17 protein-coding genes are annotated in these 26,390 nt (G+C 50.6%); 7 read left to right on the top strand and 10 right to left on the bottom strand.

What is annotated here, in order from left to right; translation table 11 throughout:
* Positions 1–7: 7 nt before the first annotated feature.
* The 4 genes from H8K29_RS12795 to H8K29_RS12780 form a co-directional block, all read right to left on the bottom strand.
* The gene (locus H8K29_RS12795) at positions 8–1,162 is read right to left on the bottom strand and encodes an ABC transporter permease (RefSeq protein ID WP_186885074.1); all 1,155 of its coding nucleotides are present in this window, start codon (positions 1,160–1,162) and stop codon (positions 8–10) included.
* Positions 1,159–3,183, bottom strand: coding sequence for an ATP-binding cassette domain-containing protein (locus tag H8K29_RS12790; protein ID WP_222611478.1), 2,025 nt, complete (start codon positions 3,181–3,183; stop codon positions 1,159–1,161). The genes H8K29_RS12795 and H8K29_RS12790 overlap by 4 nt, the downstream gene beginning before the upstream one ends.
* A 2-nt stretch (positions 3,184–3,185) precedes the next feature.
* Complete coding sequence (locus tag H8K29_RS12785) at positions 3,186–4,298, bottom strand: HlyD family secretion protein (RefSeq protein WP_186897903.1); 1,113 nt, start codon at positions 4,296–4,298, stop codon at positions 3,186–3,188.
* A gap of 119 nt (positions 4,299–4,417) precedes the next feature.
* Entirely contained in the window at positions 4,418–5,749 is a 1,332-nt protein-coding gene (locus H8K29_RS12780) for a TolC family protein (protein ID WP_186897902.1), read from the bottom strand.
* A gap of 187 nt (positions 5,750–5,936) precedes the next feature.
* Between H8K29_RS12780 and H8K29_RS12775 the strand changes: the two genes are divergently transcribed.
* A complete protein-coding gene (locus H8K29_RS12775; protein WP_186897901.1) occupies positions 5,937–7,802 on the top strand; it encodes an alpha/beta hydrolase in 1,866 nt (621 codons plus the stop codon).
* 109 nt (positions 7,803–7,911) lie between these two features.
* Here H8K29_RS12775 and H8K29_RS12770 read toward each other — a convergent pair whose 3' ends face one another.
* The 6 genes from H8K29_RS12770 to dnaE form a co-directional block, all read right to left on the bottom strand.
* Positions 7,912–8,871 carry a DUF808 domain-containing protein gene (locus H8K29_RS12770; protein ID WP_186897900.1) on the bottom strand — a complete coding sequence of 320 codons (960 nt, stop codon included), beginning with the start codon at positions 8,869–8,871 and terminating at the stop codon, positions 7,912–7,914.
* Positions 8,872–8,974: 103 nt separating this feature from the next.
* On the bottom strand, positions 8,975–9,535 hold the full coding sequence (locus H8K29_RS12765) for a Crp/Fnr family transcriptional regulator (RefSeq protein WP_186897899.1): 561 nt from the start codon (positions 9,533–9,535) through the stop codon (positions 8,975–8,977).
* Positions 9,536–9,560: 25 nt separating this feature from the next.
* Positions 9,561–10,616 (bottom strand): lipopolysaccharide heptosyltransferase II, encoded by a 1,056-nt coding sequence (gene waaF / locus H8K29_RS12760; protein ID WP_186897898.1) that lies wholly within the window; start codon positions 10,614–10,616, stop codon positions 9,561–9,563.
* 158 nt (positions 10,617–10,774) lie between these two features.
* Positions 10,775–12,520, bottom strand: coding sequence for a lipid A export permease/ATP-binding protein MsbA (msbA, locus tag H8K29_RS12755; protein ID WP_186897897.1), 1,746 nt, complete (start codon positions 12,518–12,520; stop codon positions 10,775–10,777).
* Between the two features lie 169 nt (positions 12,521–12,689).
* Positions 12,690–14,075 carry an O-antigen ligase gene (locus tag H8K29_RS12750; RefSeq protein WP_186897896.1) on the bottom strand — a complete coding sequence of 462 codons (1,386 nt, stop codon included), beginning with the start codon at positions 14,073–14,075 and terminating at the stop codon, positions 12,690–12,692.
* Entirely contained in the window at positions 14,053–17,571 is a 3,519-nt protein-coding gene (gene dnaE, locus H8K29_RS12745) for a DNA polymerase III subunit alpha (RefSeq protein WP_186897895.1), read from the bottom strand. The genes H8K29_RS12750 and dnaE overlap by 23 nt, the downstream gene beginning before the upstream one ends.
* A 266-nt stretch (positions 17,572–17,837) precedes the next feature.
* Here dnaE and H8K29_RS12740 point away from each other — a divergent pair, with 266 nt between their 5' ends.
* The 6 genes from H8K29_RS12740 (at position 17,838) to H8K29_RS12715 (ending at position 26,296) form a co-directional block, all read left to right on the top strand.
* A complete protein-coding gene (locus H8K29_RS12740; RefSeq protein ID WP_186897894.1) occupies positions 17,838–19,883 on the top strand; it encodes a TonB-dependent siderophore receptor in 2,046 nt (681 codons plus the stop codon).
* Positions 19,884–19,961: 78 nt separating this feature from the next.
* Positions 19,962–20,870, top strand: coding sequence for an ABC transporter substrate-binding protein (locus H8K29_RS12735; protein ID WP_186897893.1), 909 nt, complete (start codon positions 19,962–19,964; stop codon positions 20,868–20,870).
* Positions 20,867–22,192 carry a GGDEF domain-containing protein gene (locus tag H8K29_RS12730; protein ID WP_186897892.1) on the top strand — a complete coding sequence of 442 codons (1,326 nt, stop codon included), beginning with the start codon at positions 20,867–20,869 and terminating at the stop codon, positions 22,190–22,192. The genes H8K29_RS12735 and H8K29_RS12730 overlap by 4 nt, the downstream gene beginning before the upstream one ends.
* A 366-nt stretch (positions 22,193–22,558) precedes the next feature.
* On the top strand, positions 22,559–24,316 hold the full coding sequence (locus H8K29_RS12725) for a glutamine--tRNA ligase/YqeY domain fusion protein (RefSeq protein ID WP_186897891.1): 1,758 nt from the start codon (positions 22,559–22,561) through the stop codon (positions 24,314–24,316).
* 196 nt (positions 24,317–24,512) lie between these two features.
* Complete coding sequence (locus H8K29_RS12720; RefSeq protein WP_186897890.1) at positions 24,513–25,631, top strand: DUF262 domain-containing protein; 1,119 nt, start codon at positions 24,513–24,515, stop codon at positions 25,629–25,631.
* Entirely contained in the window at positions 25,628–26,296 is a 669-nt protein-coding gene (locus H8K29_RS12715) for an MAE_28990/MAE_18760 family HEPN-like nuclease (RefSeq protein WP_186897889.1), read from the top strand. The genes H8K29_RS12720 and H8K29_RS12715 overlap by 4 nt, the downstream gene beginning before the upstream one ends.
* The last annotated feature ends 94 nt before the right edge of the window (positions 26,297–26,390 follow it).

Genomic DNA, 26,390 nt, shown 5'->3' with positions numbered 1-26,390 from the left:
TCATCGCTCAATTATCCGGACGTTTGTGAAACGCCAGAAATCCGGCGGTAAATAAGGCTGCTGCATAGAGAGTCAGTATCAGCAAATCCATCCACAAAGCGGCAAAACCAACGCCTTTCAGAAAACTGCCTATCGTAATTTCAGCGTAATACATACCGGGTAAAAGATGTGCAATCACCGCGGCAATGGCCGATAACGATGGAATCGGAATAATCATTCCCGAATACAGCACCGCTGGTACCACGGTCACGATAGCAGTCCCCACCATCGCCGCCACCTGCGTATTCACCATCACCGATACCAGCAAACCAATACCCGTCGTGCAGATCACATACAGTATCGTGGAGATAAGGAAGAACAAGGGATCACCTTTAAATGGCGCGCCAAATAACAGCAGCGCAAATCCGCTCAGTGCACAGGCATTGACGATAGAAATACCTACATACGGCAACAATTTGCCGATCAGATATTCGCCCCGCGATAAGGTCGAGGAATAGACGTTATAGATGGCTCCGGACTCTTTTTCCCTGACCACCCCCAGCGCAGTCAGAAATGGCGGTGATAGCATCAGAATCACCATGATTAATTTCGGTGCAACCGACCAGATGCTTTTGACTTCCTGATTGTAGAGGTAACGTGTTTCCAGTTTGACCGGTTGCAAACTGCTGCGTATTTTTTCCTGACTGATACCGGTCATTGCAGAAAAATGTGCGGATAAATTTTCCACATTGATCGCCGCGTTGATCGCCGTCACATAGCCTTTGGTGGTCAAAGCGCGGAACGGAAACGTACCGTCTATCCAGGTCTGTACTTCCGCAGAGCGCCCCGCTTTCAGATTTTGTCCGAACTGCGGCGGAATCACGATCACCGCCCGCAAGGTATTATCGATGACGAGTTTTTCCACCTCTTTCTCATGTCTGGCATAACCTTGAAATGAGAAATAGCGGGAATCTGTAAAACGATGTGCATAGTCACGCGAAGTGACAGACTGATCGTAATCGACTATCGCCAGTGGAATATTTTCCACATCTAGCGACAAGCCATAACCGAACAAGAGCATCAGCAGAGACGGTACAAAAAAAGCCAATGCAAAAAACAGCCGGTCACGAACGATTTCGCGCCACTCTTTAAATGCGACCACCCGGATACGGCGCAGATTCATATTTTTTCTCCTCTGGCTTTCGCATCTTCCGCTTCAAGGCGAGTCACGATATGCACGAACACATCTTCCATCGCCAGACGTTTCGGTGACACTTTCAGCACTCCTGTATCCGCAATCACATCCGCCATCTGACGCAAAGCCTGTTCATCGTCAGGCATCAGCACATGGACTCGCGAACCAAACAACGCAGCACTTGAATAACCTGCGGCCTGCAAACGATCCAAAGCCGCCTGCGCATCGCCGGTCTGAATTTCATAGAGTTTGCCAGCCTCTTTTTCTACATCGGCTTTTAACTGATCGGGGGAAGCATCGGCGACGATACGACCGGCATACATCAGCGCCAGGTGATCGCAATGTTCGGCTTCCGACATGTAATGCGTGGTCACCAGTATCGTCACGTTCTCTTCCCGCGAGAGGCGGAACAGCACATCCCAGAATGCGCGCCGCCCCATAGGATCAACGCCCGAGGTTGGTTCATCCAGAAACAGGACTTGTGGCCGGTGTATCAGTGCGCATCCCAGCGCCAGCCGTTGCCGCAAGCCCATGGGCAAACTGGCGGCCAGAGCTTTACCAAACGGGCGCAAACCAGCCATGTCGAGTATCCAATCCATGCGCGCGGCTGTTTGTTGCCGGGTCAGGCCATAGATACCAGCGTATAAGCGGATGTTTTCCAGCACCGACAAATCCAGATACAGCGAAAATGCCTGCGACATATAGCCAATGCGTTCGCGTATCTGGCGTCCTGCCGTGCGCATGTCTGCACCGGCAACCCGTCCTTTGCCATCGGTCTGACTCAGTATTCCCGTCAGCATTTTAATGACGGTGCTTTTTCCGGCACCATTCGCGCCCAGCAAACCAAATATCTCGCCTTGCGGCACCTGAAAACTGACCTGATCAACGGCTTTAAATTCACCAAAAGTCCGACTCAGATTCACTGCTTCAATTGCCAGGCCATTGTCTGGATGTCGTTGCGCTGCGGGTTGTGCAGTAGTGCTTTTTTCGTCTTTCCCGGCCAGATCTTTTTTCCTCAGCAAAGCGATGAAAACGTCTTCCAACTCAGGTTCCAGCACCTCGGTCCGCTGCTGCGGTATGCCTTGCAGGCAAGACTCCACTTCAGCTTTTGCTGACGCAGGATCTGGCTGGTCGACAAAAATCCGCATGTCTTGCCCGAGCACTTCCAACTGCGGGAACGTCTGCGTCAGACGATGTACCGCCGCCACCTGTTGCGAAGCATCAGCGCAGACACTGCTGACGATGGAGCCTTGCGCAAGCATCCTGATCTTTTCTGGCTCACCTGATGCCAGAATTTTTCCGGCATGCATCAAAGAAACGCGATGAAAACGGCTGGCCTCATCCATGTATGCCGTCGATACCAGCGCGGTGATTCCCTTTTCCTTCAGCAAGCGCGAGAGTATGCTCCAGAATTCACGTCGGGATACTGGATCAACCCCCGTCGTCGGCTCATCCAGAATGACCAGTTTAGGCTCATGTATCAGGGTACAAACCAGACCCAGCTTTTGTTTCATGCCACCGGAAAGATTCTTCATCGGACGGTCACGGAAACGCTCAAGCCGGGTGCTGCGTAACAATGCTTCCTTGCGCGTACGCAGCTCTTCACGGCTCAGCAGACGCAAGCCGCCAAAGTAATCGATATTTTCTTCTACCGATAAATCGCCATATAAATTCTGTCCCAGCCCTTGCGGCATCAGACCAATGCGGTCTTTGATCTGCTCGCTGGATTTTTCGGAATTGATCAGACAGCCGAATACCCGTAAGTCACCGCCGTCATGTGCAAGCACACCGGCAACGGCTTTGAGTAAACTGCTTTTACCCGCACCATCCGGCCCTATCAGACCGTAAATTTCGCCTGCCTGTACCTGCAGACTGATACCATCCATGGCAACGGTATCGCCATACCGTTTAGTCAGCTCGCGCGCATCCACCACCGGTGCGGACGATGCAGACGGTGGTGCAACGCTATCCGCGTCTGACTGTTGATCAGGTTTCATTGCCGCAGACAAGTTCATTTCCAGCGTGGCTTTTGCCAGGTGATATTCTCTTTCCAGCGTATAACAGCATCGGCTGGAATTCCCGGCATCAGCTTATGATCAGGATTTTTGGCAATCGCCAGTTTGACGGCATACACCAGTTTCACGCGCTCATCCGTGGTCTGCACTTCTTTCGGGGTGAATTCAGCACGCGAAGAAATATAACTGACAGTTGCTTCATAAAACTGATCCGGTTGTGCATCCGTGTAGATACGCACTGGTAAGCCCAGACGCAACTGACCGATTTTTGATTCTGGCACATAGACTTTTAAATGCAACTGATCCAGATTCACCATTTCAACGACTGCGCCACCCGGCAAAACCACCTCGCCCGGTTCCCGCAAACGCGTCAATACGATGCCGCTTGCAGGCGACTTGATCACCAGATCGCCAAGCACAGAATCGGCTTCGGCCACTGCAGCAGCCGCTCTGTCGCGTTGCGCCCGTAAGGCTTCAACTTCCTGTTGTCTGGCTTTGACTTTATCGTTTCCCAGACCTGCCTGAGATAAGCCTTGTTGCGCGCGTTTCACTGCTTCCTGTGCAGCTTTCACATCCGATTGCGCAACCTGCCATGCGAGATCAGCCTGCTCATACCGGTGACGTTCGATGACACCGCGCTCAAACAATTCTTTGTGTCTTTGTGCATCGCGCCGCGCCTGCTGTTCAACCGCGCTGGCCTTAGCGAGCGTCGCCTGTGCCTGGCTGACACCGGCATCAGCAACACTGACGCCCATCGGCACTTCCCGTTGTGCAATATCTAAATTCGCTTGTGCTGCTTTCAATTGCGCATCGGTCGCATTCAGTGCCTGCCTGGCCTGCTCAGCTTTCGCCTGAAAACTGGTGTCTTCCAGTTGCGCGACAACCGTACCAGCCACCACGGTGTCACCTTCTCTGGCGAATATTTTACTGATGCGGCCCGGATATTTTGCGGCGGCGACGATACGATCACCTTCAATGCGGCCGCTGGCAGCGATCAGCCCTTCAGGTAGTTTCCGGCTGCTGGCAAGATAATAAAAAAATCCAACGCCAATCACGATGGCGGCAACGCCCAACAATGCAGGGCCGATAAACTTACGATTTTTTTCCATCTGTATTCTCACATTGATAAAGGGGGACGCGAGGCAGAAACAAGCCTGCGTACGCTTGATGTGCACGGCGACTGCTCGCGATCAGGTGCTGAGTGAACGGTGACTGATGTGTAGCCATATCAAAGCTGTCCGGCAGCATGTTGTAATTGCAGACGCGCAAAGGCTCTGTCGTACAAGGCATTATCCCGGTTCGAGTAAGCCTGCAAACGGCGGGTTTCTGCATCCAGCACATCGCTGTTCGGCGCAAGGCCGGAGCGATAACGTTCACGCGCCAGCAGTAAGGTTTCATCGGCCTGTTCGACTGCTTTTGAAACCAGCTGCATGCGGGCGTTCGCCTCTTGCTGAGACAACCAGGACTGGCGCACCTGCAAGGCGATCTTTTCCCGGACATCAAGTTCAGCTTCGCGCACAGCCTGTGCATTGACAGCAAGTTGTGATGCCTGATTCCGGATCAGCCCGCCATCAAACAACTCCCATTTCATCACAACGCCAACCCACCATGCTTTATCTTCGGCCAGATAGCGATTTTCCAGTTTGCTATAGCCTGCACTGACGCCGATTTGAGGCAAATGCCCGGCACGCACACTGGCAGCCTGATTTTGCAATGCCGTACTTTGCATCGTCAGTTCCTGCAATTCTTTACGCTGGGTATTGGCGGTCTGTAATAAGGTATTCAGATCACTTTCAGCAGGCGTCTGGCCTGCCAGACCAATGTCGACCAACTCCACCGTCTGATCGTATGGGCGCCCCATCCAGCGGTTATACGCGGCACGCGACAGTTCCAGCGCATTCGCTGCCTGCAAGCCGAGTTGCTGCGCATTTGCAAGGGCAACCTGAGAAGCCAGTAAATCATGTTTAGCCACGTAACCTTGCTGGAACAATTCCTGCACGTCACTGACATGCTTACTCACCGCGCTGATATGGCTTTTCGCAACCTCGTTCGCGTGTTCCGCCCGCAGCACGGCGATATACGACTGCGCTATCGCCAGTTTTAACTCGCTACGGGTCAGCTTGGTGCGGGCTTCGCTGGCGTCGGCCTGCGCCCGTGCGGCAGCCACCCCGGATGAAATTTTCCCGCTGGTGTACAGCGGTGCGGACACCGTCACGCCGCCAAAATAGGCAGAATCCTGTGCAAATGGCAGACTGGCGCCTTTCAGCATCGGCAAAGCAGGAATATTAATCTTGGCCGCAGGCTCCGACTCTGTTCTTAAATAACCAGCTTCGACAGCGAGCTTAGGCAAGTAATTCGCCTGCGCGGAGCTGAGCTGATGTTGCGCTGCCTGCTCTTTGTATTGCGCAGAGGCCAGCACATGATCACGCTTGAGAGCGATATCCCATGCCTGTTCCAGCGATTCTGCGGCATATGCCGTGCCACTCAGAGTCAACAAATGCAGGCAGAACAAACTGACGGGTAACCATAGGATTTTTCGAGGGTGACTGTTTTTTTTCACGCCGCCTTGTTTTAGCGGGCAAGTGCATAATGGCAGTCGATGAAGATTGAAAACAAAGTTTTTCATATTAGCACCAGACATTAGTCATCGCAGTGTATTGATAATGTTGCACAATCGAATTGATTCGCATCAATTCACCCCCTTTTGAAGTTTGTGACAATCGGAACTACCGCTAAAGGAAAGTCAGATGAGTACAAATAAGCCCCTTCAGGATACGATAACATCCCTGCCCGCAAATAAGGAACATCACGACCAGATTTGTTATCTGACCGGAGAAGAAGCCCCCGTCAATCCTATGGATATGGCGCTGCAAAATCACATCGCGAAACTGACAGGCGGGATTTCGCCTGCCAGTGTCAATCTGGCGTGGGCTGACTGGGCTATGCATCTGGCGACCACGCCGGGCAAGCAAATGGAACTGGTCGGACTACTGCAAAAGCAAGCCGCCGAATGGCCCGCGTTTATGCGTGCAGCAACGCTCAGTCCTAACGCTGCAGCACCGGCAACTAGCACGGCGGAGGCGATAAAGTACAGCGTCCCGGCCAGTACATCGGACACACGCTTTTCCCATACCGGCTGGACGCAATGGCCATTTAACGCAATGTCGAAAGCGTTTCTGCAAACACAGGATTTTTGGAATACCGCGACGACCGGTATACGTGGCGTCACGGCGCATCATGAAGATGTGGTCAACTTCATGGCCAGACAGCTATTGGATATGAGCTCGCCGTCGAATATTCCCTGGGTTAATCCGGAAGTTCTGGAAGCAACGCAGCAGAGCGGCGGTAAAAATATCCTGTCCGGGTTCACGCACTGGTTGGAAGACGTTGGCGTCAGACTGCCGACCAATGAAGATAAAGAAGACGATGAGGAGCAAGCTCCATTCAAACCGGGACGGGACGTCGCCGTCACACCGGGCAAAGTCGTGTTCCGCAACCACCTGATTGAACTGATTCAGTATTCTCCGCAAACGCCAAAGGTTTATGCAGAACCCATTTTCATTGTTCCCTCCTGGATCATGAAATATTACATTCTGGATCTGTCACCACATAATTCCATGGTGCGCTTTCTGGTTGAGCAGGGTCATACCGTCTTCATGATTTCCTGGCGTAACCCCGGTCGTGACGATCGCGATCTCGGCATGGATGATTATCTCGACAGCGGCTTATTTGCGGCATTAAAAGAAGTTCACAGCATTTGCAAAAAGCCGTTGCATGCTGTCGGTTACTGTCTCGGTGGCACCCTGCTGGCAATCGGGGCTGCCGCGATGGCCGGGCAAAAAATTCATGGCGAAAAACCATTCGCCAGCATGGTCAGCAGCATTACTTTGCTCGCGGCACAGACCGATTTCAGCGAACCAGGCGAACTCGGATTATTTATCGATGAAAGCCAGTTAGCCATGCTGGACGCCCTGATGTGGAAACAAGGCTATCTCGATGGCAAACAAATGGCTGGTTCGTTCCAGTTACTGAATTCCCGCGATCTGATCTGGTCAAAAATTATGCGCGACTATCAGTTAGGGCTGCGCAATAAGCCGAATGATCTGATGTCATGGAATGCTGATACAACCCGTATGCCCTACCGTATGCACAGCGAATACTTAAAACACCTGTTCCTGCATAATGATCTGGCGAAAGGCCATTACGAAGTACACCAACACGCTGTCGCACTGAAAGACATACAAATACCGATGTTTGTCGTGGGAACAGTGAAAGACCATGTTTCACCTTGGCGCTCTGTTTACAAAATTCATGTGCTGACGGATACCAGCATCGACTTTGTACTTGCCTCGGGCGGTCATAATGCGGGCATTGTTTCAGAGCCGGGTCATGCCCATCGCAGCTATCAGTTTATGCCAAGCAAGGGACATGGCGCCAGCTATGAAGATCCGGATGTCTGGCTGAAGGAAGCTAAAACAGAACAAGGCTCGTGGTGGACTTACTGGCAGCAATGGCTGGCCAGACATTCATCGGCAACGCAAATCAAAGCCCTGCAGCCGCGCAATGATGCGGATCTGGGAGCAGCACCGGGACAATATATTTTTGAAACCTGAAAACGACGGAGTCGCCGTCAGATAACTTCCGATAAAAAAGAGGCAGGTAAAACCTGCCTCTTTTTTTTTCGATCAACGCCCACAATTATTCGTGTACAGCCGTCCTTGCTTATGCGGCATTACGTCTGAATAGATGCCTGAGCTTTTCCGCTGCATTCACAACCAGCAAAACAAGCGCACCGGCAACAATACCAAACAGCATATCCAGAACCGAAGGGGCTACCGCTGCTATCACACCGCCCACCAGCGGCAGATCGGCTCCGCCTTGCGCGACATTCTGTATCAGATCATGCATCGCATGAATGCCATGCGTGAGTATGCCGCCGCCAACCATGAACATGGCGATAGTGCCGATCACCGTCAGAAATTTCATCAGACGTGGCGCAAATGCCAATAAGCCATTTCCAGTCACTTGCAACAAACTCCGCACGATGCCAGTTGCATTTCTGCGCTTCAGATATAAACCAACATCGTCCAGTTTCACTATCGCGGCCACTAAACCATAAACACCGATCGTCATGATCACTGCAATCATGGCTAATACGGTCACTTGCGAGGAAAACGGAGCAGACGCTACGGTTCCCAGAGTAATGATGATGATTTCGGCACTCAGGACAAAATCCGTGCGCACAGCACCTTTGATTTTTTCTTTTTCAAACGCCATGATGCTTGCGTCATCATGGGCGACGGCCGCCAGTAACTGCTCGTGCTCGCTGCTGACTTCTTCTACGCTGTGCAGATACTTATGCGCCAGCTTTTCAAATCCCTCAAAACATAAATACGCGCCACCCAGCATTAACAAAGGTGTCACCGCCCAAGGGGCGAGCGCATTCAGCAATAGCGCCAGCGGCACCAGTATCACTTTATTTTTCATAGAACCAAGCGCGACCGCCCAGACCACCGGCAATTCACGATTCGCGCGCACCCCTGCGACCTGCTCAGCATTCAGGGCAAGATCGTCTCCCAGTACACCGGTAGTCTTTTTTGCGGCAATTTTGGTCATCGCCGCCACATCATCCAGCACCGTCGCGATATCATCAAACAGTGCGAGTAAACTTCCTCCGGCCATAACGCCCTTCCTCTTAAATTTAATTCAAACAACCACGGCAGTGCGGGAAATCAGTGCCACATAAATGCTGTTGCCGGCAATCCGTACATACAGCAACATCCGATCAGGTTTGGATACGCTTACGGATGCGGCTCAATGCTTCCGGCGTCACCCCCAGATAATGGGCAACATCGCGCAACTGTATGCGGGATGCAATCGCAGGATAGTTTTTTAAAAACGACTGATAACGCTCTTCCGGTGCCATCGTCAAAAGTTCACGCTCGCGCTGCTCTTTACGCACGATATGCCATTCCAGTAACTGACGTACCGCCCGCTGCCAGTCCGGATGCAGCGCGATCAGCTTATTGATTTCCGAATAATCGACCTGCTCAATCTCGCATTGCTCAACCGCAGTCGCAAAGTAATCCGTACGCAAACCAGCCAGCAACACATTCGGGCAGGCAAAAAAGTCCGCCTCGCCGATAAACGACTTTATCCACTCCTGGCCGCCTTCGCTGAGATAAGTCAGTTTCACAATGCCGGAACGGACAACATAGACATACGGTTGCCACTCTCCGGCACCAAAGATGTTTTCACCTTTGCTGAACTGACGTAACTGATACGACGAACGTAACACGTCCCAGTCCGGCAAAGGCTTGCCAGCGGCACGTTCGAGTAAATCCATGATTTGCTGCATCTCGCCCGAGTCCTTAAACACGACCTGAGGTCGCCTTCATAATCGACTGTAAATGCGGCCAGACCAGATCAGGACTTAATTTTTGCATGCAATCATGATGTCCCAACGGGCATTCGCGCTGCTTGCAGGGGGCGCATTTGAGACGCAGAGAAAACGAATGCGCAATATCTGAAAATGGCGGAGCATGATCGGGATCGGTCGGCCCATAAATGGCCAGAGCCGGGCGATTCAGCGCCGAGGCGATATGTAAAAGTCCTGAATCGTTGCCCACCATCGCGACCGCCGTTGACATCAACGCCACCGCATCATCCAGACAGGTTTTACCTGCCAGGTGATGAACTTGTGAACAAGCTGCCACGATCTCATCACAGACCAATGCATCTTTAGGCGATCCCAATAACACGACTTGCGTTTGCGGATAACTGGCAAGCACTAATTTCGCCAGCGTAGCAAAATGGCTGGCTGGCCATCGTTTTGCGGAACCAAATTCTGCACCGGGGGCGAAGCAGATCACAGGCTTTTCATCGGATAAACCGGCCTTTTGCAACGCTGCGGCGCGTTGAGCAGCACTGACTGTCAGTGTTGGCCTTGGCAAGTTCAACGGCGCCTGCGGTGACGGAGAAAAAGCCAGTGCTGCATAAAACGTCACCATAGGTCGGGGATGCGCTTTATCGTCAAAGTGCATCACATTGATCAGACCGTAACGACTTTCTCCTTTATAGCCGACACGCTTTTTTATTCCTGCCATCCAGGGCAGCAGTGCGAACTTCAGGGTATTTGGTAACACATAGGCCGCATCATAGCCACGCCTGCACAGTAAGCGGGCAAAACGCCATCGCTCACGTAATTGCAATGCGCCATGTTTAAACGGCGTTTCCAATATAGTGTCAACCTCAGTCATCGCCCGCAGAACCGGTGCCACCCATGTCGGTGCCAACACATCGATTGCATGCTGAGGATATTGCTGCCGGAGTAGTTGCAACAATGGCTGCGCCATTACTGCATCACCTATCCAGTTCGGAGCGATTACCAGTAATCGCGGCGTTGGTGGTGAAACTGATTGCATCATCGTGCTACTTGTTCCATGAAAAAGAGCTCATCATCCGGATTAAAAAAGTTCTACAGCATAGTACACAGTACTGATCGGGTTTACGCAAAACTGATGCCAGCAATACGCAAATACCTTCAGACGCTCAGAATGCTGATGCAGCAACCGTGTTATCTGGTTTAATCTGCAAATTGCAAACGATACAGGTTTGCATACACGCCGTCTCTGGTCAACAGTTCTGTATGCGTACCGGTCTCAGCAATCCGTCCGTCCACCAGCACCACAATCCGGCTCGCGCGCTCAATTGTGGAAAGCCGGTGTGCAATCACCAGCGTCGTCCGCCCTTGCATCAGTTCATCCAGTGCTTCCTGCACAGCACGCTCAGATTCGCTGTCGAGTGCAGAAGTCGCTTCATCAAGAATCAGGATAGGCGCATCTTTATAGATTGCCCGGGCAATTGCGAGACGCTGACGCTGACCGCCGGATAAGCGATTGCCGTTATCACCGATAGTGGTGTTCAAGCCATCCGGCAAATCACGCACGACATCATTCAGATGTGCCGCCTGTACCGCAGCAGCAATGCGCGCCGGATCGGGCTGCGGATCACCATACGCAATATTGGCAGCGACAGTATCATCAAACAACACCACATTCTGACTCACCATCGCTATTTGCTGGCGCAGGCTGGTGAGCGAGATTGCGCTCAGTGAACGTCCATCCAGCAAAATATCGCCACTCACAGGCGTATAAAAACGCGGCACCAGATTCACCAGCGAAGTCTTGCCACCGCCCGACATGCCGACCAACGCAATGGTTTCGCCTGGTTGTATGCTGAGGTTGATATCGTTCAACGCGCGCTGTTCTTGTCCGGGATAAGCAAAACTGGTCGCCACGAATTCCAGTTTTCCTTGCGCGCGCGCCATCAGATTTTCACCACTGTCGGTTTCCGGCGGAGTATCAATCAGACCAAACACCGATTCAGATGCGGCAAGCCCGCGCTGCATGGGGCCATTCAAATCCGCCAGACGTTTGAGTGGCGTCAGTAACAGCAGCATCAGGGTGAAAAATTCTGCAAAATTACCGGCTGTGGTCTGATTTGCAGCTGCCTGCGACACCGCGATCATAATCACCACAGCGACAGCAAAAGCAGCTGCTAACTGCGTCAGCGGCGTGGTGGAAGCCACCGCCACCGTGGTACGCATCGCATAGCCACGGAGTTTTTCATTTTTATCTTCAAAACGCTGTTGCTCGTATTGCTGACCACCAAAAATGCGGATCACCTGATTCGCACGGGTCGCCTCTTCTATCACTTGCGTCAGTTCATTATTCACACTCAGCTGATTCTGATTCAGCTTACGCAAGCGCTTGCTGACGCCGCGTACCAGCACCGCCATAACCGGTATCAGCACCAACGCGACGATAGTCAGTTGCCAGTTGCGCCACAATAAAGCCAGCAACAGCACCAGCACCGTCAGTGAATCGCGGAACAGTGTCGTCATCGAGACTTTCAGCATTTCCACAATCTGCTGCGCTTCAAACATGATAGTGTTGATGATGCGGCTACTGGATTCTGCCTGATAAAAACTGACCGGCACGTTCAGTATGCGATCAAAAATTTTGGCGCGTAATTCGTTCAGCAATTTGGTGGAAATCCAGCTCATCAGATAGCTGGTCGTAAAGGTACACAAGCCGCGCACCAGAAAAATACCGATAATCGCGACCGGAATTTTCCATAAAGCCAGATGCGATTGTTCACCTTTAAAGCCGTGATCGAGCAGATAACCCAGCACTTTCGGAAACATGACCTCGGTCGCCGCGGTGCCCAGCATCGTCAGCAATGCCAGCAAAATCCGCGAGCGATATGCCTGTACCGATATCCATAGCCGCTGAAATACTGTGATCGTTTCTTTATTAATCAAACTCATATTTTTATAATATCTTATATTTTATGCGGGTTTTCAGGCATTTTTGACCTGTCAGGCGCAGCAGATATAGGGGATCGCTTTTTCATTCTGAAATATTCCCCATAAAAACTGTTCCTGCACAACTTGTGCATTCAAGCCTATCGCCACAACGCAACCGCCACCATTTGCTTCAGGCCTGATTCGCTTTATCTCTGAGCATATTCTGACGCAAACCGGCTAGTGGAATCGCCAGCAAAATCATGAATGCCAGACCGAACACCGCATCGCGCAAAATCGCATTGAACATCGCCCCTGTCATCATCGCCAAGGTTAACATGCTCAGCAGCATAGCTTTGTCTTTCGTTGAATTATCTTTACTGAGCGCCATTCTTCTGGCGATTCTGAACTGACTGAACCAGATCCACAGCAAGGCCGCAACGCCCGCCATGCCTAACTCTGTTGCATACAGCAAGTAGTCATTATGCGGCGTCGTCATGCCGTTGCTGCTCAAACCTTGTGAGCGCTCGCGGTAATTCGGCATCCACGATGCAATGCCGTGTCCACTCCACGGTTTTTCCGCAATCATGCCCGCAGTAATCCGGTAAATCTCAGCACGCATGCCGTCATCATCTGATGATTTTTTTCCATGCGCAAAATCGTTCGCTTGTTGTATTGTGCAAACGGCGCGTAATTTGGCGATCTCCCACGGTGGCAGTTGCACCTGACTCACAACGCAATTCGCCGGACGCGGCAAGTCTGCGACATATTTCAAGCACGCTGCGATGGTGAGTAACAATACCAACGGTAACAACAGGCTGCGTAAATTCCATCGTAGATTGCGCAACAAGATCAGGCCGCCCATCAGGAAAAACATCAGGCTCGCGGTGCGCGTCTTTGACAGCAACACCAAGGCCGCCACCACGTACAGCAACGCCAGAATGCGCAACAGATAATGATTTTGTCGCAAACGCAGTTCATGCAGCATCCAGCCCGCCGCGATCGCTAACAAGACGCCGAGCAAAATGGCTTTATTACCCTGATACAAAACATAGCTGTGGAACAGCGTGTTATCCGGCAATACATGAAAGAAATTCGCAACGAATAAGGTTGAAGCCATCACGGCACCGGCAAAAAAAACCGATATCGCTTTGCGCTGCCAGTCTCCCGCATCAAGCGCCAGAAACGGCAGCAGCAACAGATAAGTCTGATAATGCATCAGCGCGGGCCAGAACTCTTTTCCCATCTCGGCTGGCCGCTGTTGCGTCAGTGCGATGACGACACTGACTACCGTCAGCAGCAGCACCGGCATCAACAGTGGGCTCTGCCGGATGTTATCCAGTTTGCGTGATGCTTGTCCCGACAGGATCAGCGCGAGATAGAAAAAAAAGATACCGGCATACATCACACCGACCGGAAAAAACAGAGTCAGCGGCAGACACATCAGTATCTGCTCAGGCAATCGCTGACGCCAGTGTCGTTCCAGCGGCACGCTCAGATGTGCTGCTGGAATGACACTGGCAGCAGCGGTAAGGAGATTATCAGTCGGCATGAAATCAGGCGTATTCGATCGTGACATTTTTCGGAGACAACCATTCGCCCAGACTCAGACGTAAATTATCGTCAGGATTCACGCGCCACTGATCAGATAAATACAATTCGGCACTCGCCTCCGCATTCTGATAGCTGATCAATACCGGGCAGCCATCCGCGTTCAGATGCGGCTTCAACAATTCCTGCAGTTTTTTGGTATCGGTGCTGGCTTGTAAAGTCAGACGTAAGCCCTGAGAAAACTGCACCCTTGCCCGACCGATATCCATGACTTTTTCTGCCGAAATCCGCAAGCCACCTGAGAAGCGGTCTTCAGAGACTTTGCCCAGCACTGCCAGAAATTCATCTTCCTTAAACAAGGATTTGAACTCTTCCATGATCTCGCTGTAGACAGTGACTTCGACCACGGCCGTACTGTCATCCAGCGTCACGATCAGCAACTTGCCACGCTGCGTCATCTGCGTGCGGACACCGGTAATGATGCCGCAGATCAGGCGTAAATCACGCGAAGGCTCTACTTTCGCTAACGTCGTCTTGATGAACTGACGCACTTCCGGCGCATACGAATCGAACAAATGGCCAGACAAATAAAATCCCAGCGCCAGCTTTTCTTCAGTCAGCCGTTTCTTATCAGACCAGACCGGAACATCAATGTAATCTGGCGGTGGAATCAGATCATCATCGTCCCCGAACAGGCTGACCTGATTTGCCGCAGCCTCTGCCTGATCCGCGGCCTCTATCGCCAGTGATACCGTCGCTAACAACACGGCACGATCTTTCCCCAAGCAATCCATCGCACCAGCGCGGATCAGCGACTCTATCGTGCGGCGATTGACCTGACGTTTATCGACCCGTTTACAGAAATCAAACAAATCTTTGAAAGGACCATCGGCGGCGCGCACCGCCATGATATTTTCTATCGCATTCTGCCCCGAGCCTTTGACCGCGCCCATGCCGTAACGTATTTGCGTCGCTTTCTTGCCGGGTTCACCGACTGGCATAAAACGGTAATCCGATTGATTGATATCCGGTGGCAGCATTTTCAGCTTGCAGATATCCATCGCGTCTTCGACCAGGATTTTGACCTTATCGGTATCATCCATCGCGAGCGACATATTGGCTGCCATAAACGCGGCCGGGTGATGGGCTTTCAGGTACGCGGTGTGATACGACAACAGCGCATAGGCGGCAGCATGGGATTTATTAAAACCATAGCCCGCGAATTTTTCCATCAAGTCGAAAATCTCGTCGGCTTTTTCTTGTGGTAAGCCGTCTTTGGCTGCACCGTCGCGGAAAATCTGGCGATGTTCTGCCATCTCTTCGGCTTTCTTTTTACCCATCGCACGACGCAGTAAATCCGCACCGCCCAACGAGTAGCCACCAACCACCTGCGCCATCTGCATCACCTGTTCCTGATACACCATGATGCCGTAGGTTTCCGACAAAATGCCCTCAGTACGCGGATCGGGATAGTCAAACTTTTCACCGTGCTTACGCTTACAGAAGTCAGGAATCAGATCCATAGGACCCGGGCGATACAAAGCCACCAGCGCAATAATGTCTTCAAAGCGATCGGGGCGCGCATCTTTCAGCATGCCTTGCATGCCGCGGCTTTCAAGCTGGAATACCGCGACGGTTTTCGCTTTGGTCAGTAATTCATACGACGCCCGGTCATCCAATGGCAATTTCGCCAGATCAAAATCTGCCATCGAAGGATCCAGCATTTTGATATAGCGTACGGCACGATCAAGAATCGTGAGTGTCGTCAAACCCAAAAAGTCGAACTTCACCAGACCGACGGCTTCGACGTCATCTTTATCGTATTGCGAGACCACGCCGGAATCACCGCCCTGCGTATAGAGCGGGCAGAAATCCGTCAGCTTGCCCGGCGCAATCAACACGCCACCGGCATGCATACCAATATTGCGGGTAATGCCTTCGACTTGCTGCGCCAGATCAAGCAGAGTTTTGACTTCCTCTTCGTTTTCCTGACGCTCTGCCAGCAAAGGTTCTTCGATGATCGCCTCAGCAATCGTGACCTGCTTACCCGGTTTGAATGGAATCAGTTTCGAGACGCCATCACAAAACATATAGCCGAAATCCAGCACACGACCGACGTCGCGAATTGCGCCTTTGGCCGCCATCGTTCCGAAGGTGGCGATCTGCGATACCGCTTCCTTGCCGTAGCGATCTTTCACGTATTGAATAACGCGGTCACGGCCTTCCTGACAGAAGTCAATATCAAAGTCGGGCATCGATACCCGCTCAGGATTTAAGAAACGTTCGAACAGCAAGTTATATTGCAGCGGATCGAGATCGGTAATCAGCAGTGAATACGCCACCAGTGACCCGGCACCAGAACCACGACCCGGCCCAACAGGCACACCATTATTTTTTGCCCATTGAATAAAGTCAGCAACAATCAGGAAGTAACCCGGAAAACCCATCTTGATAATGGTGTCGGTTTCAAACTTCAAACGCGCTTCATATCGGGCGCGCTCTTTCTCTCGTTTCTCTTCGTTCGGAAACAGATGCTGCAGACGGAATTCCAGCCCGCGCTTCGCCTCATGGACCAGAAACTCATTGATATCCATACCATCAGGGGTAGGAAAATCTGGCAACTTAGGTTTACCGAGTTCCAGCGTCAGATTGCAGCGTTTGGCAATTTCTACGGAATTTTGCAAAACCGCCGGCATATCGGCAAACAGCGCCTGCATTTCTGCTTGCGTCTTAAAGCATTGCTGGTCGTTGAAGCGACGCACACGCTTACCGTTGGCCAGCATGTCACCTTCCGAGATACAGACCCGCGCTTCGTGCGCCATGTAGTCGTCTTTGCTCAGGAACTGCACCGGATGCGTCGCCACGACCGGCAGACGTAATTTCTTTGCCAGCGCCACCGCGTGCCGCACATGATTTTCCATGTTGGCTTGGCCTGCACGTTGAATTTCGATATAGAAATGGTCAGGGAAAATACTTTCCCAACGGCGCGCATGCTCTTCTGCCAATGCCAGATTGCCATTATCAATCGCCACGCCAACATCGCCAAAATGCGCACCGGATAAGGCGATCAGCCCACCGCCTTCACCCTGCTCATACAATTTCTGCAACCACTCAAAGCGTATCTCCGCTCTGCCTTTGTATTGATTCGTCAGCCAGGCTTGCGCTAACAATTCACAAAGTTGCAAATAACCCTTGCGATTTTTGACCAGCAACATCAAACGTGATGGTTTTTCACGGTCGGTTTCATTGGTAATCCAGGCATCACAGCCGGCAATCGGTTTAATCCCTTTGCCCCGGGCCGCCTTATAAAATTTAACCATGGCAAATAAGTTTGCCAGATCGGTAATCGCCATTGCTGGCTGCATGTCTTTGGCTGCGGCCTTAATCACGTCATCAATACGCACCAAACCATCCACAATCGAATATTCAGAGTGGATACGTAAATGGACAAATTTTGGATCGGACGGCGCAGCGGATGTTGCTTGAGCGTTCGCTTCTGGAGAAAGTGTTAATTCTGTAGTCATCCCGCTATTCTACCGCGAGCCCAGTTCTGCACATCAACTTTACGCACGACAAATAAGTATCAGAATGCATATGTTTATGACGAAACCATATCCGATCAGACATTTTTTTTGTAGAAGAAGCAAAGAATTTTTCCCGCAAGAAAGACCGTCGCTGAGTTTTACGAAAAAACACCGGCAGATTACCCGCAAAGTTGCATTGGTACGACAGCGGCACGTAAGTGCTGTGTTAAGCTCAAATCAAGTATTGACGCCTTCCGGAGCCTATTTTGCCAACCGTTTTTAGCATGCCAGATGCTGTATTTTCGCGTCGCGTATCAAGCCGCAAATACAGACGTTTATTTGCAGTATTGCTATTTGCTCCTTACCTGAACGCGCAAGCCGGATTTGTAGAAGAATCGGCGGAAAGAGGCGAATCTCTTTTTCTGGATGATATTCCCGTCGTTTTGTCCGCGTCACGCTTGTCTCAACCCATCAACGAAGCACCTGCGGCGGTCACCGTCATTGATAAGCAAATGATCAAAGATTCCGGTGCCTGGGATCTGTCCGAAATCTTCCGGCTGGTTCCCGGCATGTACGTGGCATACCATGCTGATCCTTATTTTTCTGCAGACAGTACCGTTGCCTATCACGGCATGGTGACAACGACGACATCTGATCGCATGCAAGTACTGATTGATGGCCGCTCGGTCTACTCAGGCTTGTTTGGTGGCGTTAACTGGAGCGATTTGCCGATAGTACTGGCAGATATTGAACGCATAGAAGTGATACGCGGCCCGGATTCAGCCAGCTATGGCGCAAATTCTTATCTCGGCGTCATCAATATCATCACCCTGCATGCGGCAGAATCCCGCGGTGCATCGGTCTCATTTTCATACGGCAACAGCCGCTCAGAAGGCGTATTCCGTTATGGTGCAAAAAGTGGTGATCTCAGCTACCGTATGACGGCAAGCATACGCAAAGATGATGGGGAAAATGCATTGATCCAGCATCCGACCTCGCAGGATAAATTCTGGACACTGAACAAATACGATAACAAGACGATGCAGATTTTCAATCTGCGCACAGATTACCAGATCAACGCCAGCGACACGCTGGAATTTCAGTTTGGCTACAATGGCGGCCCGCGCGAAGTCGGCGAATATGACAACGTCGCCGCAGTCACGCGCCGGGCTGAAAATCATTTTGAAATGCTCTACTGGCGCCGTGCGCTTGAATCAGGCGGCGAGTTTTCGGTGAAAGCGTTTCATACTCAGGAAAGAGTCAATGCGAGGTTGATCGATTCCGATGGCATCAGTGATGGCGATGCGAGATTCAGCCGTTTTGATCTGGAAGCGCAACACACCTTTTCACCGTTTAAAAATACCCGTCTGGTCTGGGGCGGCAGCGTGCGCTACGACAATACCTATGCACCGTATTATCTGGGAGTCGGTGATAACCAGTACCTTTACGGCGATTTTCCTTACCATCTGCAAAGATTATTCGGTAATCTGGAATGGCGAGTCCGTCCTGATCTGGTGTTGAATGCCGGGGCGATGGCAGAACACAATACCTACACCGGCAGCGACGTCACGCCAAGGATTGCACTTAACTGGCATGTCTCTCCCGATCACACATTCAGAATCAGTCATTCACGTGCCACCCGCTCTCCTTCCGTATATGAAAAGATCTATGAGGGCTACTGGCGCGGTGCCGATATGTACCCCAGCTTGCCACCACTGCAAACGGAACGCGTCAAATCAACCGAAATTGGCTACATGGGAAAAATCGCCAAAGCCGATGTCGATTTCCGCATTTTTTATGACGACTACAATGAGCTGATCGATGTCCGCAAAGAAAAATCTGCGATAAGCGGCGACCTGAATGCCGGTCGCGCATTAATGCGTGGCTATGAATTGCAAGTCAAAGCACCGCTGGGTGACGCGACCCGTATTATTTATGGATTATCAGGAGGCACCGTCAAAAGTGACAACGTCAACGGCGTGATTTATAGCGACTCATTACCCAAATACAGCCACAGCCTGTTAATCAGCCATAAATTTAATGAGCAATGGCAAGGCAGCCTGGTCGCCTATCAGGTAGCGAAAACAAAATTCAATGCGACCGATTTCAATCCCGTCATGAATCGTGGTTATTACGTCGATGGCAATCGCCGTTTTGATGGGCGTCTGGCCTACCAATTCAAAATGGCAGGCAATCAGGCCGAGCTTGCATTGATCGTACAGAACATTGCGAACGCACATTACTTTGAATATCGCCACGACAACGAATTTCCTGGCCGCTTAACCAGAATGAAACTAAAGGTCGACTTTTAAATCATGGGACGCTTACGCCGACTGATCAGCAGGGATTTGCGCCGCAAGTGCTACGCCTGCCTACTCGGGTGGGCACTCATGCTGTTCTCAGGCATCACTGCGTCGGCGTACACGCTGGATAACATCACTATCGTCCTGAGTGATGAAGGTAGCGCATACGAAGAATTTGCAAATCACCTCAACAGCCTTTTGCAGGCATCAAATAAAACCTCAGTCAGGCTGCTCTCGCTGAAAAATATGGCAAATGATGAGTTCAGCCGTGCCACCGCCAACCAGCTGGTGATCGCCGTTGGCACGCCCGCCATGGTGGCGATGGCGCAAAAGCCTGCCACCAATCCCGTACTGAACGTACTGGTACCACGGGCAACCTTCATCAAAACAGCAAAGCAATACAACCGCAGCCAGGATCAGCGCCGGTTTTCAGCGGTATATATGGATCAGTCATGGAGCAGGCAATTACGGCTGATACGCGCTACCATGCCGCCCCGATCCAAAGTCGGCATTCTGCTGGGCAGAGAGTCGAGCGACTACATTTCCGCCCTGCAAAGTGCAGCAAAAGAAGTCGATCTGGCAGTGAATATCGAATCCGTCACCGACGATGCAGAATTGCTGAACGCACTGCGCAGGCTATTAAGCAACAGCAATGTGATACTGGCCGTGCCAGATGCACAGATCTATAACCGTAATAATATTTCCAGCATTTTATTGACCAGCTACCGGCAGCAAGTACCTTTATTCGGCTTTTCCGCCTCCTATGTCAAGGCCGGTGCACTGGCCGCCGTGTATAGCACTCCTGCCCAGATCAGCCAGCAGGTTGCAGAAATCATCAGCAATCTATCCTCGGCCAGCAGCCTGCCTGCGCCACAATATCCACGCTATTTTTCAGTAAATACGAATCCGCAAGTGGCTCGCTCGCTGGGTCTCAGCATCGATTCCGACATTGAAATCCAACGCCATCTCAGGCTGACGTCGGAGCTGGCACAATGAAAAACTGGCAGCTATCAAAACGCATACTGTTTATCGCCCTGGTGCCGGTATGGGCCATCATGATCTTACTGACGGTGTTGGTCGTTGTGGTCGGTATTACTGAAATTGATGGTGCGCTCAAAGCACGCGGCGCCCTGATCACACGTCATCTCGCCCCTGCTTGCGAATACGGCGTGTTCTCCGGCAATCGCGAAGTCTTACAATCGATGGCGCAAGCGATCATGAAAGAAGATGATTCGCAAGCGGTGATTATTACTGATACTGAAAGACACATCCTTGCCATCAGCGGCAAACCCGATGTACTCACCGCCGACCACCAGCGTGCCGCCATGGAAGGCCGCATCTCCAAAGGCAAAGGCAGTCTGATTTTTGGTGCCCCGATTTATCAGGGCAATACCGAAGGTGATGCATTTGATTTATTCGACAGCACAACCAAAGAAAGGGCAGAAAAAGCCAAGTTGCTGGGCTACGTTTATCTGGAACTCAGTACCGCATCCAGCCAGCGCAGTAAAAACCTGTTTGCGATTGTCAGCCTGCTGATCGGCATCATAGGCACCGCTTTTGCATCCGTACTGGCGCTGCGCATGAGTAATGATCTGACACGCCCGCTGTCACGCCTGATCGACGGCGTGCACCGCATGGCACAAGGCGAATTCAGCACCCGCATCCTCGCCAATTCCGGCGGGGAGATTCAGGAACTCGAAGATGGCTTTAATAAAATGGCGTCTGAAATTCAGCGCAGCCACGATGAAATGCTCGAGGTCAATACCAATCTGGAAAAACTGGTCGGCGAACGTACCCGCCAGCTTGAACTGAAAAATCAGGATCTCGAATATCTATCCAATACCGACCGCCTGACGGGTTTATACAACCGCTTCAAGCTAGAAACCATCCTTGATGAAGAACATCTGCGCAGCCAGCGTTACGGCAGCGATTTTGCGCTGACCATTATTGATGTCGATAAATTCAAGTCAGTCAACGATACCTACGGCCATCAGGTCGGCGATCAGGTGCTGATCAGCATCGGTAAAATTCTGCAAAAAAACGTGCGCAGTAGTGATGCCGTGGGCCGCTGGGGCGGCGAAGAATTCATCGTCATCTTCCGCGAAACTACCGCCGAAGACGCAATTGCTGTTGCTGAAGAACTGCGGGCCGCAATAGAAGCCTACGAATTCGAAACCATAGGCAAACGCACTGCCAGTTTTGGTGTCGCCGCCCACCATCATCCCGACAATATCTCAGAAATGATACGGCGCGCAGATAACGCGCTGTATATGGCCAAACACAATGGCAGAAACCGCGTCGAATACAAAAAAGACTGATGCGTCAGTGTTGCCTCCGGGCGGGTACAACGCCACCCGGCTCTGCTCAGTTTCAGCATCCATCCTGCATCAGTCTTTTATGCGTGGTACGCCAGACAATGACGCTCACGCCAAGCGCCAGCATCCGCACAACAAACAGCCGCCAAACAAATGCGCTTTCTGTGCTGCGCTACGGTAAAATGCTTGTCATCCCATTATGGAAGCACTGAAGCGCACGTTCGCTCACGAGCACAGATCAGGTTGGGCGTCCCTTGCACACCACCTGCGCAAAGCAATTTGCCAGAGACCTGCCTGCCATCTGCCTGCCGCATAACGAACCAGCGACTCAGTCTCGTTTCAAACATCTATTTTTTATCGGTTTAATTTATGAGCAACGACAACAAAAATAAGGCAGCAGCAGAAACCGCCGCACCCGTTTCCAATTTTTTACGCGCCATTATCGATAACGACAATGCCGCAGGCACATACAAGCGTGATGGCATGCCAACAGTTATCACCCGCTTCCCGCCAGAGCCGAATGGCTATCTGCACATCGGCCACGCCAAATCGATCTGCCTCAACTTCGGCTTAGCCCGCGATTACAACGGCGTATGCCATCTGCGCTTCGACGACACCAACCCTGAGAAAGAAGATCAGGAATACGTCGACACCATCATGGACAGCGTCAAATGGTTGGGGTTCGACTGGCAAGCCTCAGCACAAAACGGCGGCGGCAATCACCTGTATTACGCCAGCAATTATTTCGACACTTTCTACGCGATTGCCGAATATCTGATCAATGCCGGTCATGCCTACGTCGATAGCCAAAGCCCTGAAGACATGGCGGCCAATCGTGGTGATTTCTCTCGGCCTGGCGTGAACTCGCCTTTCCGCGATCGCACGGCCAGCGAATCGTTGGATTTATTCCGCCGCATGAAAGCTGGTGAATTTGCTGATGGCGCCCACATCCTGCGCGCCAAAATCGACATGGCGTCACCCAACATGAATATGCGCGACCCGGCGATCTACCGCATTCGTCACGCACATCATCACAATACCGGCGACAAATGGTGCATCTACCCGATGTACGACTACGCCCATCCGCTCGAAGACGCGATAGAAAACATCACGCACTCGATTTGTACTTTGGAATTTCAGGATCACCGCCCGTTCTACGACTGGATCATCGCCCGCGCAGCCGAAGGCGGTTTCTTCAAACAACCCGTGCCACGCCAATACGAATTTGCGCGCCTGAACTTAACCTACGTCGTCACCAGCAAACGCAAACTGCGTCAACTGGTAGAACAAAACATCGTCAGCGGTTGGGACGACCCGCGCATGCCCACCATCGTCGGCATCCGTCGCCGTGGCTACACACCAGAATCCATCCAGCTTTTCTGCGAACGCATAGGCGTCACCCGCTCTGATGGCTGGATCGATTACAGCACACTCGAAGGCTGTCTGCGTGAAGACCTCGACCCGAAAGCACCACGCGCCACCGCCGTGCTGCGCCCGTTGAAACTGATCATCGACAATTTCCCTATGGTGGGAGAAATGAGCGAGAACGTCGCCTGTACAGCACCCGTTCACCCGCACCACCCGGAACGCGGCAACCGCGAGTTCACCATCGGCAAAGAACTGTGGATAGAACAGGAAGACTTCATGGAAGAACCCGTCAAAGGTTACTTCCGCCTGTTCCCCGGCAACAAAGTGCGCCTGCGTTATGGCTACGTCGTTGAATGCACCGGTTGCGATAAAGATGACAACGGTAATGTGATTGCCGTACATTGCAACTACTTCGCCGACAGCAAATCCGGCACCGAAGGCAGCGCGAATTACAAAGTCAAAGGCAACATCCACTGGGTCAACGCCGCCGACGCCTTAGAAGCCGAAGTGCGCCTGTACGACCGCCTCTTCACCGATGCCAACCCAGATGCAGGTGGCAAAGATTTCATGGCACTGCTCAATCCCAACGCATTAGAAATCGTCAAAGCCTATGTAGAACCCGGCATGAAAGACGTGACGCCCGATACGCGTTTGCAGTTTGAACGTCACGGCTATTTTGTTGCGGATAGGGTGGATTCTGTCGTGGGGAAACCGGTGTTTAATCGGGTGACTACTTTGAAGGATTCGTGGGGGAAGTAGTTTAATAATTGATTCCATAGGTCTTTCGGATTCATTTTTTTCCACAAAATTAGATATTATTAGTAGTCATCAATTGAATATTATTCAGAGTAAATATAAGGCCCCAAGAAACGAAAATCGCTTTTTTTGATGTAACTAAAATCTAATCCGAAGCATTAAATTTGTGCTGTTGCAACCGAAATTGAAGAGATAGATAATGAAACTTATTGACGAATTAAAAGAGCGCGTAAAAGAATTTAAAACTGACGGATATCCTATGTCCATCGGCGAAATTATAAATCTATACGAAAATAGAGAAATTATCATTAATCCAAAATTCCAACGTTACTTCAGATGGACAGATTTTCAAAAATCCAGATTAATAGAATCAATATTTCTTGGAATCCCAACCCCAGCAATTTTTGTCTATCAACGGGAAGATGGTGTTTGGGAGCTAGTGGATGGTCTTCAAAGAATATCAACGATTCTTGAATTTGTTGGAAAATTAAGAGACGAAAATCAACTTACCTCCGATGGCAAAGCCATCATAATGCCGAAACTCAAATTGAAGGCAACCAAACTGCTCCCTAGTTTCCAAGACGTCGAATGGGAAGACGAGCCGACTGTCGATAGTGCGATTCCGCGATCGTTGCAGCTAGATTTCAAACGCTCAAAAATTAAAGTCGAGATTATTCAGAAAGAATCTGACGTAAATGCGAAATTCGAAGTGTTCGAAAGGCTAAATACTGGTGGAACATTTCTCTCTCCTCAAGAAGTAAGGAATTGTGTACTTGTTATGTTGAGAGAAGAGTGGTTAGTTTGGTTAGAAAGTCTATCAAAGCTAGAATCATTTCAAAACTGTATCCCATTAACTGATCGAGCATTAGATGAGCGCTATGACATGGAATTAGCGCTCAAATATCTAGGTCTAATGAGATATGAACTTCAAGGAAGAGACGTTACAGATTTCTTAAACGATTGCGTTCAAGATCTTTTTAATGTTGCGAATATAGCTAACAATACCGAATTTGAAAATTTTAAAAAGCTTTTCGATTTACTGAATGCCGCTTTGGGAGAGTCAAGCTTCCGACGATTTCAAGGACAGAAACATACTGGAAGATTCTTGGATTCTGCATTTGAACCGATCACAATTGGATTAGGTAGCAACTTATCCGACTACGACTTGAGTAATTCAAAAGATATTGAACTCATTAAAGAAAAAATTGAATCGTTATGGGAACTTCCGGATTTTTTGAACAATATGGGATCGGGTTCAAATGCTAAGATTCGCATACCAAGATTGATCGCACTCGGAAAGATTCATTTTAAGAAATGAGCAAGCAATTCAGAACGGTTACTGATCTTCAAGAAGCGCTATCAGAGGAACGAGTTTGGAGAATTAGGGAAATCAGTACACTCAAAAAAAAATTACTTCCAAATCCCATATCTCGCGGACGGGTGAATGAGGATTCGCTTGCGTTATTGAGACCTTGCGTAACAATGATATATGCACATTGGGAAGGCTTTGTAAAAAAGACGACTAGCTTCTACTTGCAATTTGTTTCTTACCAAGGATTGCCACATAATTCACTATTACCTGTTTTCTTAGCGATGGCAGCAAGAAAACACACAATTGAAAAATCACTTTCTGGCCCGGCAGCAGATAGGGAGTTTATTAAATTCATGCTGGAAAAAGGGGCGACACGTAGTTTTCTACCCTACAAAAACATAATCAATACTAGAGATAATTTATGGTTTTATGTTTTTCAAGAAATTTTCGAATCAATTGGATTATCTTGGCACCCATACGAACTAAAAGCTAAACTCATTAATACAAAATTAGTAGATAAGCGCAACGCCATCGCACATGGACAATACATTGACATAGAACCTCAAGATGTGTCTGATTTATTCGAATTCATAATTGAGATGATGGATCAAATTTGCGAACAAATACTTCAAGCTGCTAGAGACGAAGCGTATAAGATCAAGGCCATTTAGGATGGGCACGGTTGTTGTGCCCACGCGGAAATAAGCCATGTAGGGCGGGTGCAACCCGCGCTGTAAATTACCTTAACGATTTATCGTTCAAATC

Source organism: Undibacterium sp. CY21W (assembly GCF_014284265.1).
Taxonomy (GTDB): domain Bacteria; phylum Pseudomonadota; class Gammaproteobacteria; order Burkholderiales; family Burkholderiaceae_D; genus Undibacterium; species Undibacterium aquatile.
This window is presented reverse-complemented; position numbering and strand designations above follow the sequence as displayed.

Coding starts and splice junctions, on each gene's coding strand:
- H8K29_RS12795 (WP_186885074.1), bottom strand. CDS start 1,162: ATGAATCTGCGCCGTATCCGGGTGGTCGCATTTAAAGAGTGGCGCGAA.
- H8K29_RS12785 (WP_186897903.1), bottom strand. CDS start 4,298: ATGGAAAAAAATCGTAAGTTTATCGGCCCTGCATTGTTGGGCGTTGCC.
- H8K29_RS12775 (WP_186897901.1), top strand. CDS start 5,937: ATGAGTACAAATAAGCCCCTTCAGGATACGATAACATCCCTGCCCGCA.
- H8K29_RS12770 (WP_186897900.1), bottom strand. CDS start 8,871: ATGGCCGGAGGAAGTTTACTCGCACTGTTTGATGATATCGCGACGGTG.
- H8K29_RS12765 (WP_186897899.1), bottom strand. CDS start 9,535: ATGGATTTACTCGAACGTGCCGCTGGCAAGCCTTTGCCGGACTGGGAC.
- waaF (WP_186897898.1), bottom strand. CDS start 10,616: ATGATGCAATCAGTTTCACCACCAACGCCGCGATTACTGGTAATCGCT.
- msbA (WP_186897897.1), bottom strand. CDS start 12,520: ATGAGTTTGATTAATAAAGAAACGATCACAGTATTTCAGCGGCTATGG.
- H8K29_RS12750 (WP_186897896.1), bottom strand. CDS start 14,075: ATGTCACGATCGAATACGCCTGATTTCATGCCGACTGATAATCTCCTT.
- dnaE (WP_186897895.1), bottom strand. CDS start 17,571: ATGACTACAGAATTAACACTTTCTCCAGAAGCGAACGCTCAAGCAACA.
- H8K29_RS12735 (WP_186897893.1), top strand. CDS start 19,962: ATGCTGTTCTCAGGCATCACTGCGTCGGCGTACACGCTGGATAACATC.
- H8K29_RS12730 (WP_186897892.1), top strand. CDS start 20,867: ATGAAAAACTGGCAGCTATCAAAACGCATACTGTTTATCGCCCTGGTG.
- H8K29_RS12725 (WP_186897891.1), top strand. CDS start 22,559: ATGAGCAACGACAACAAAAATAAGGCAGCAGCAGAAACCGCCGCACCC.
- H8K29_RS12720 (WP_186897890.1), top strand. CDS start 24,513: ATGAAACTTATTGACGAATTAAAAGAGCGCGTAAAAGAATTTAAAACT.
- H8K29_RS12715 (WP_186897889.1), top strand. CDS start 25,628: ATGAGCAAGCAATTCAGAACGGTTACTGATCTTCAAGAAGCGCTATCA.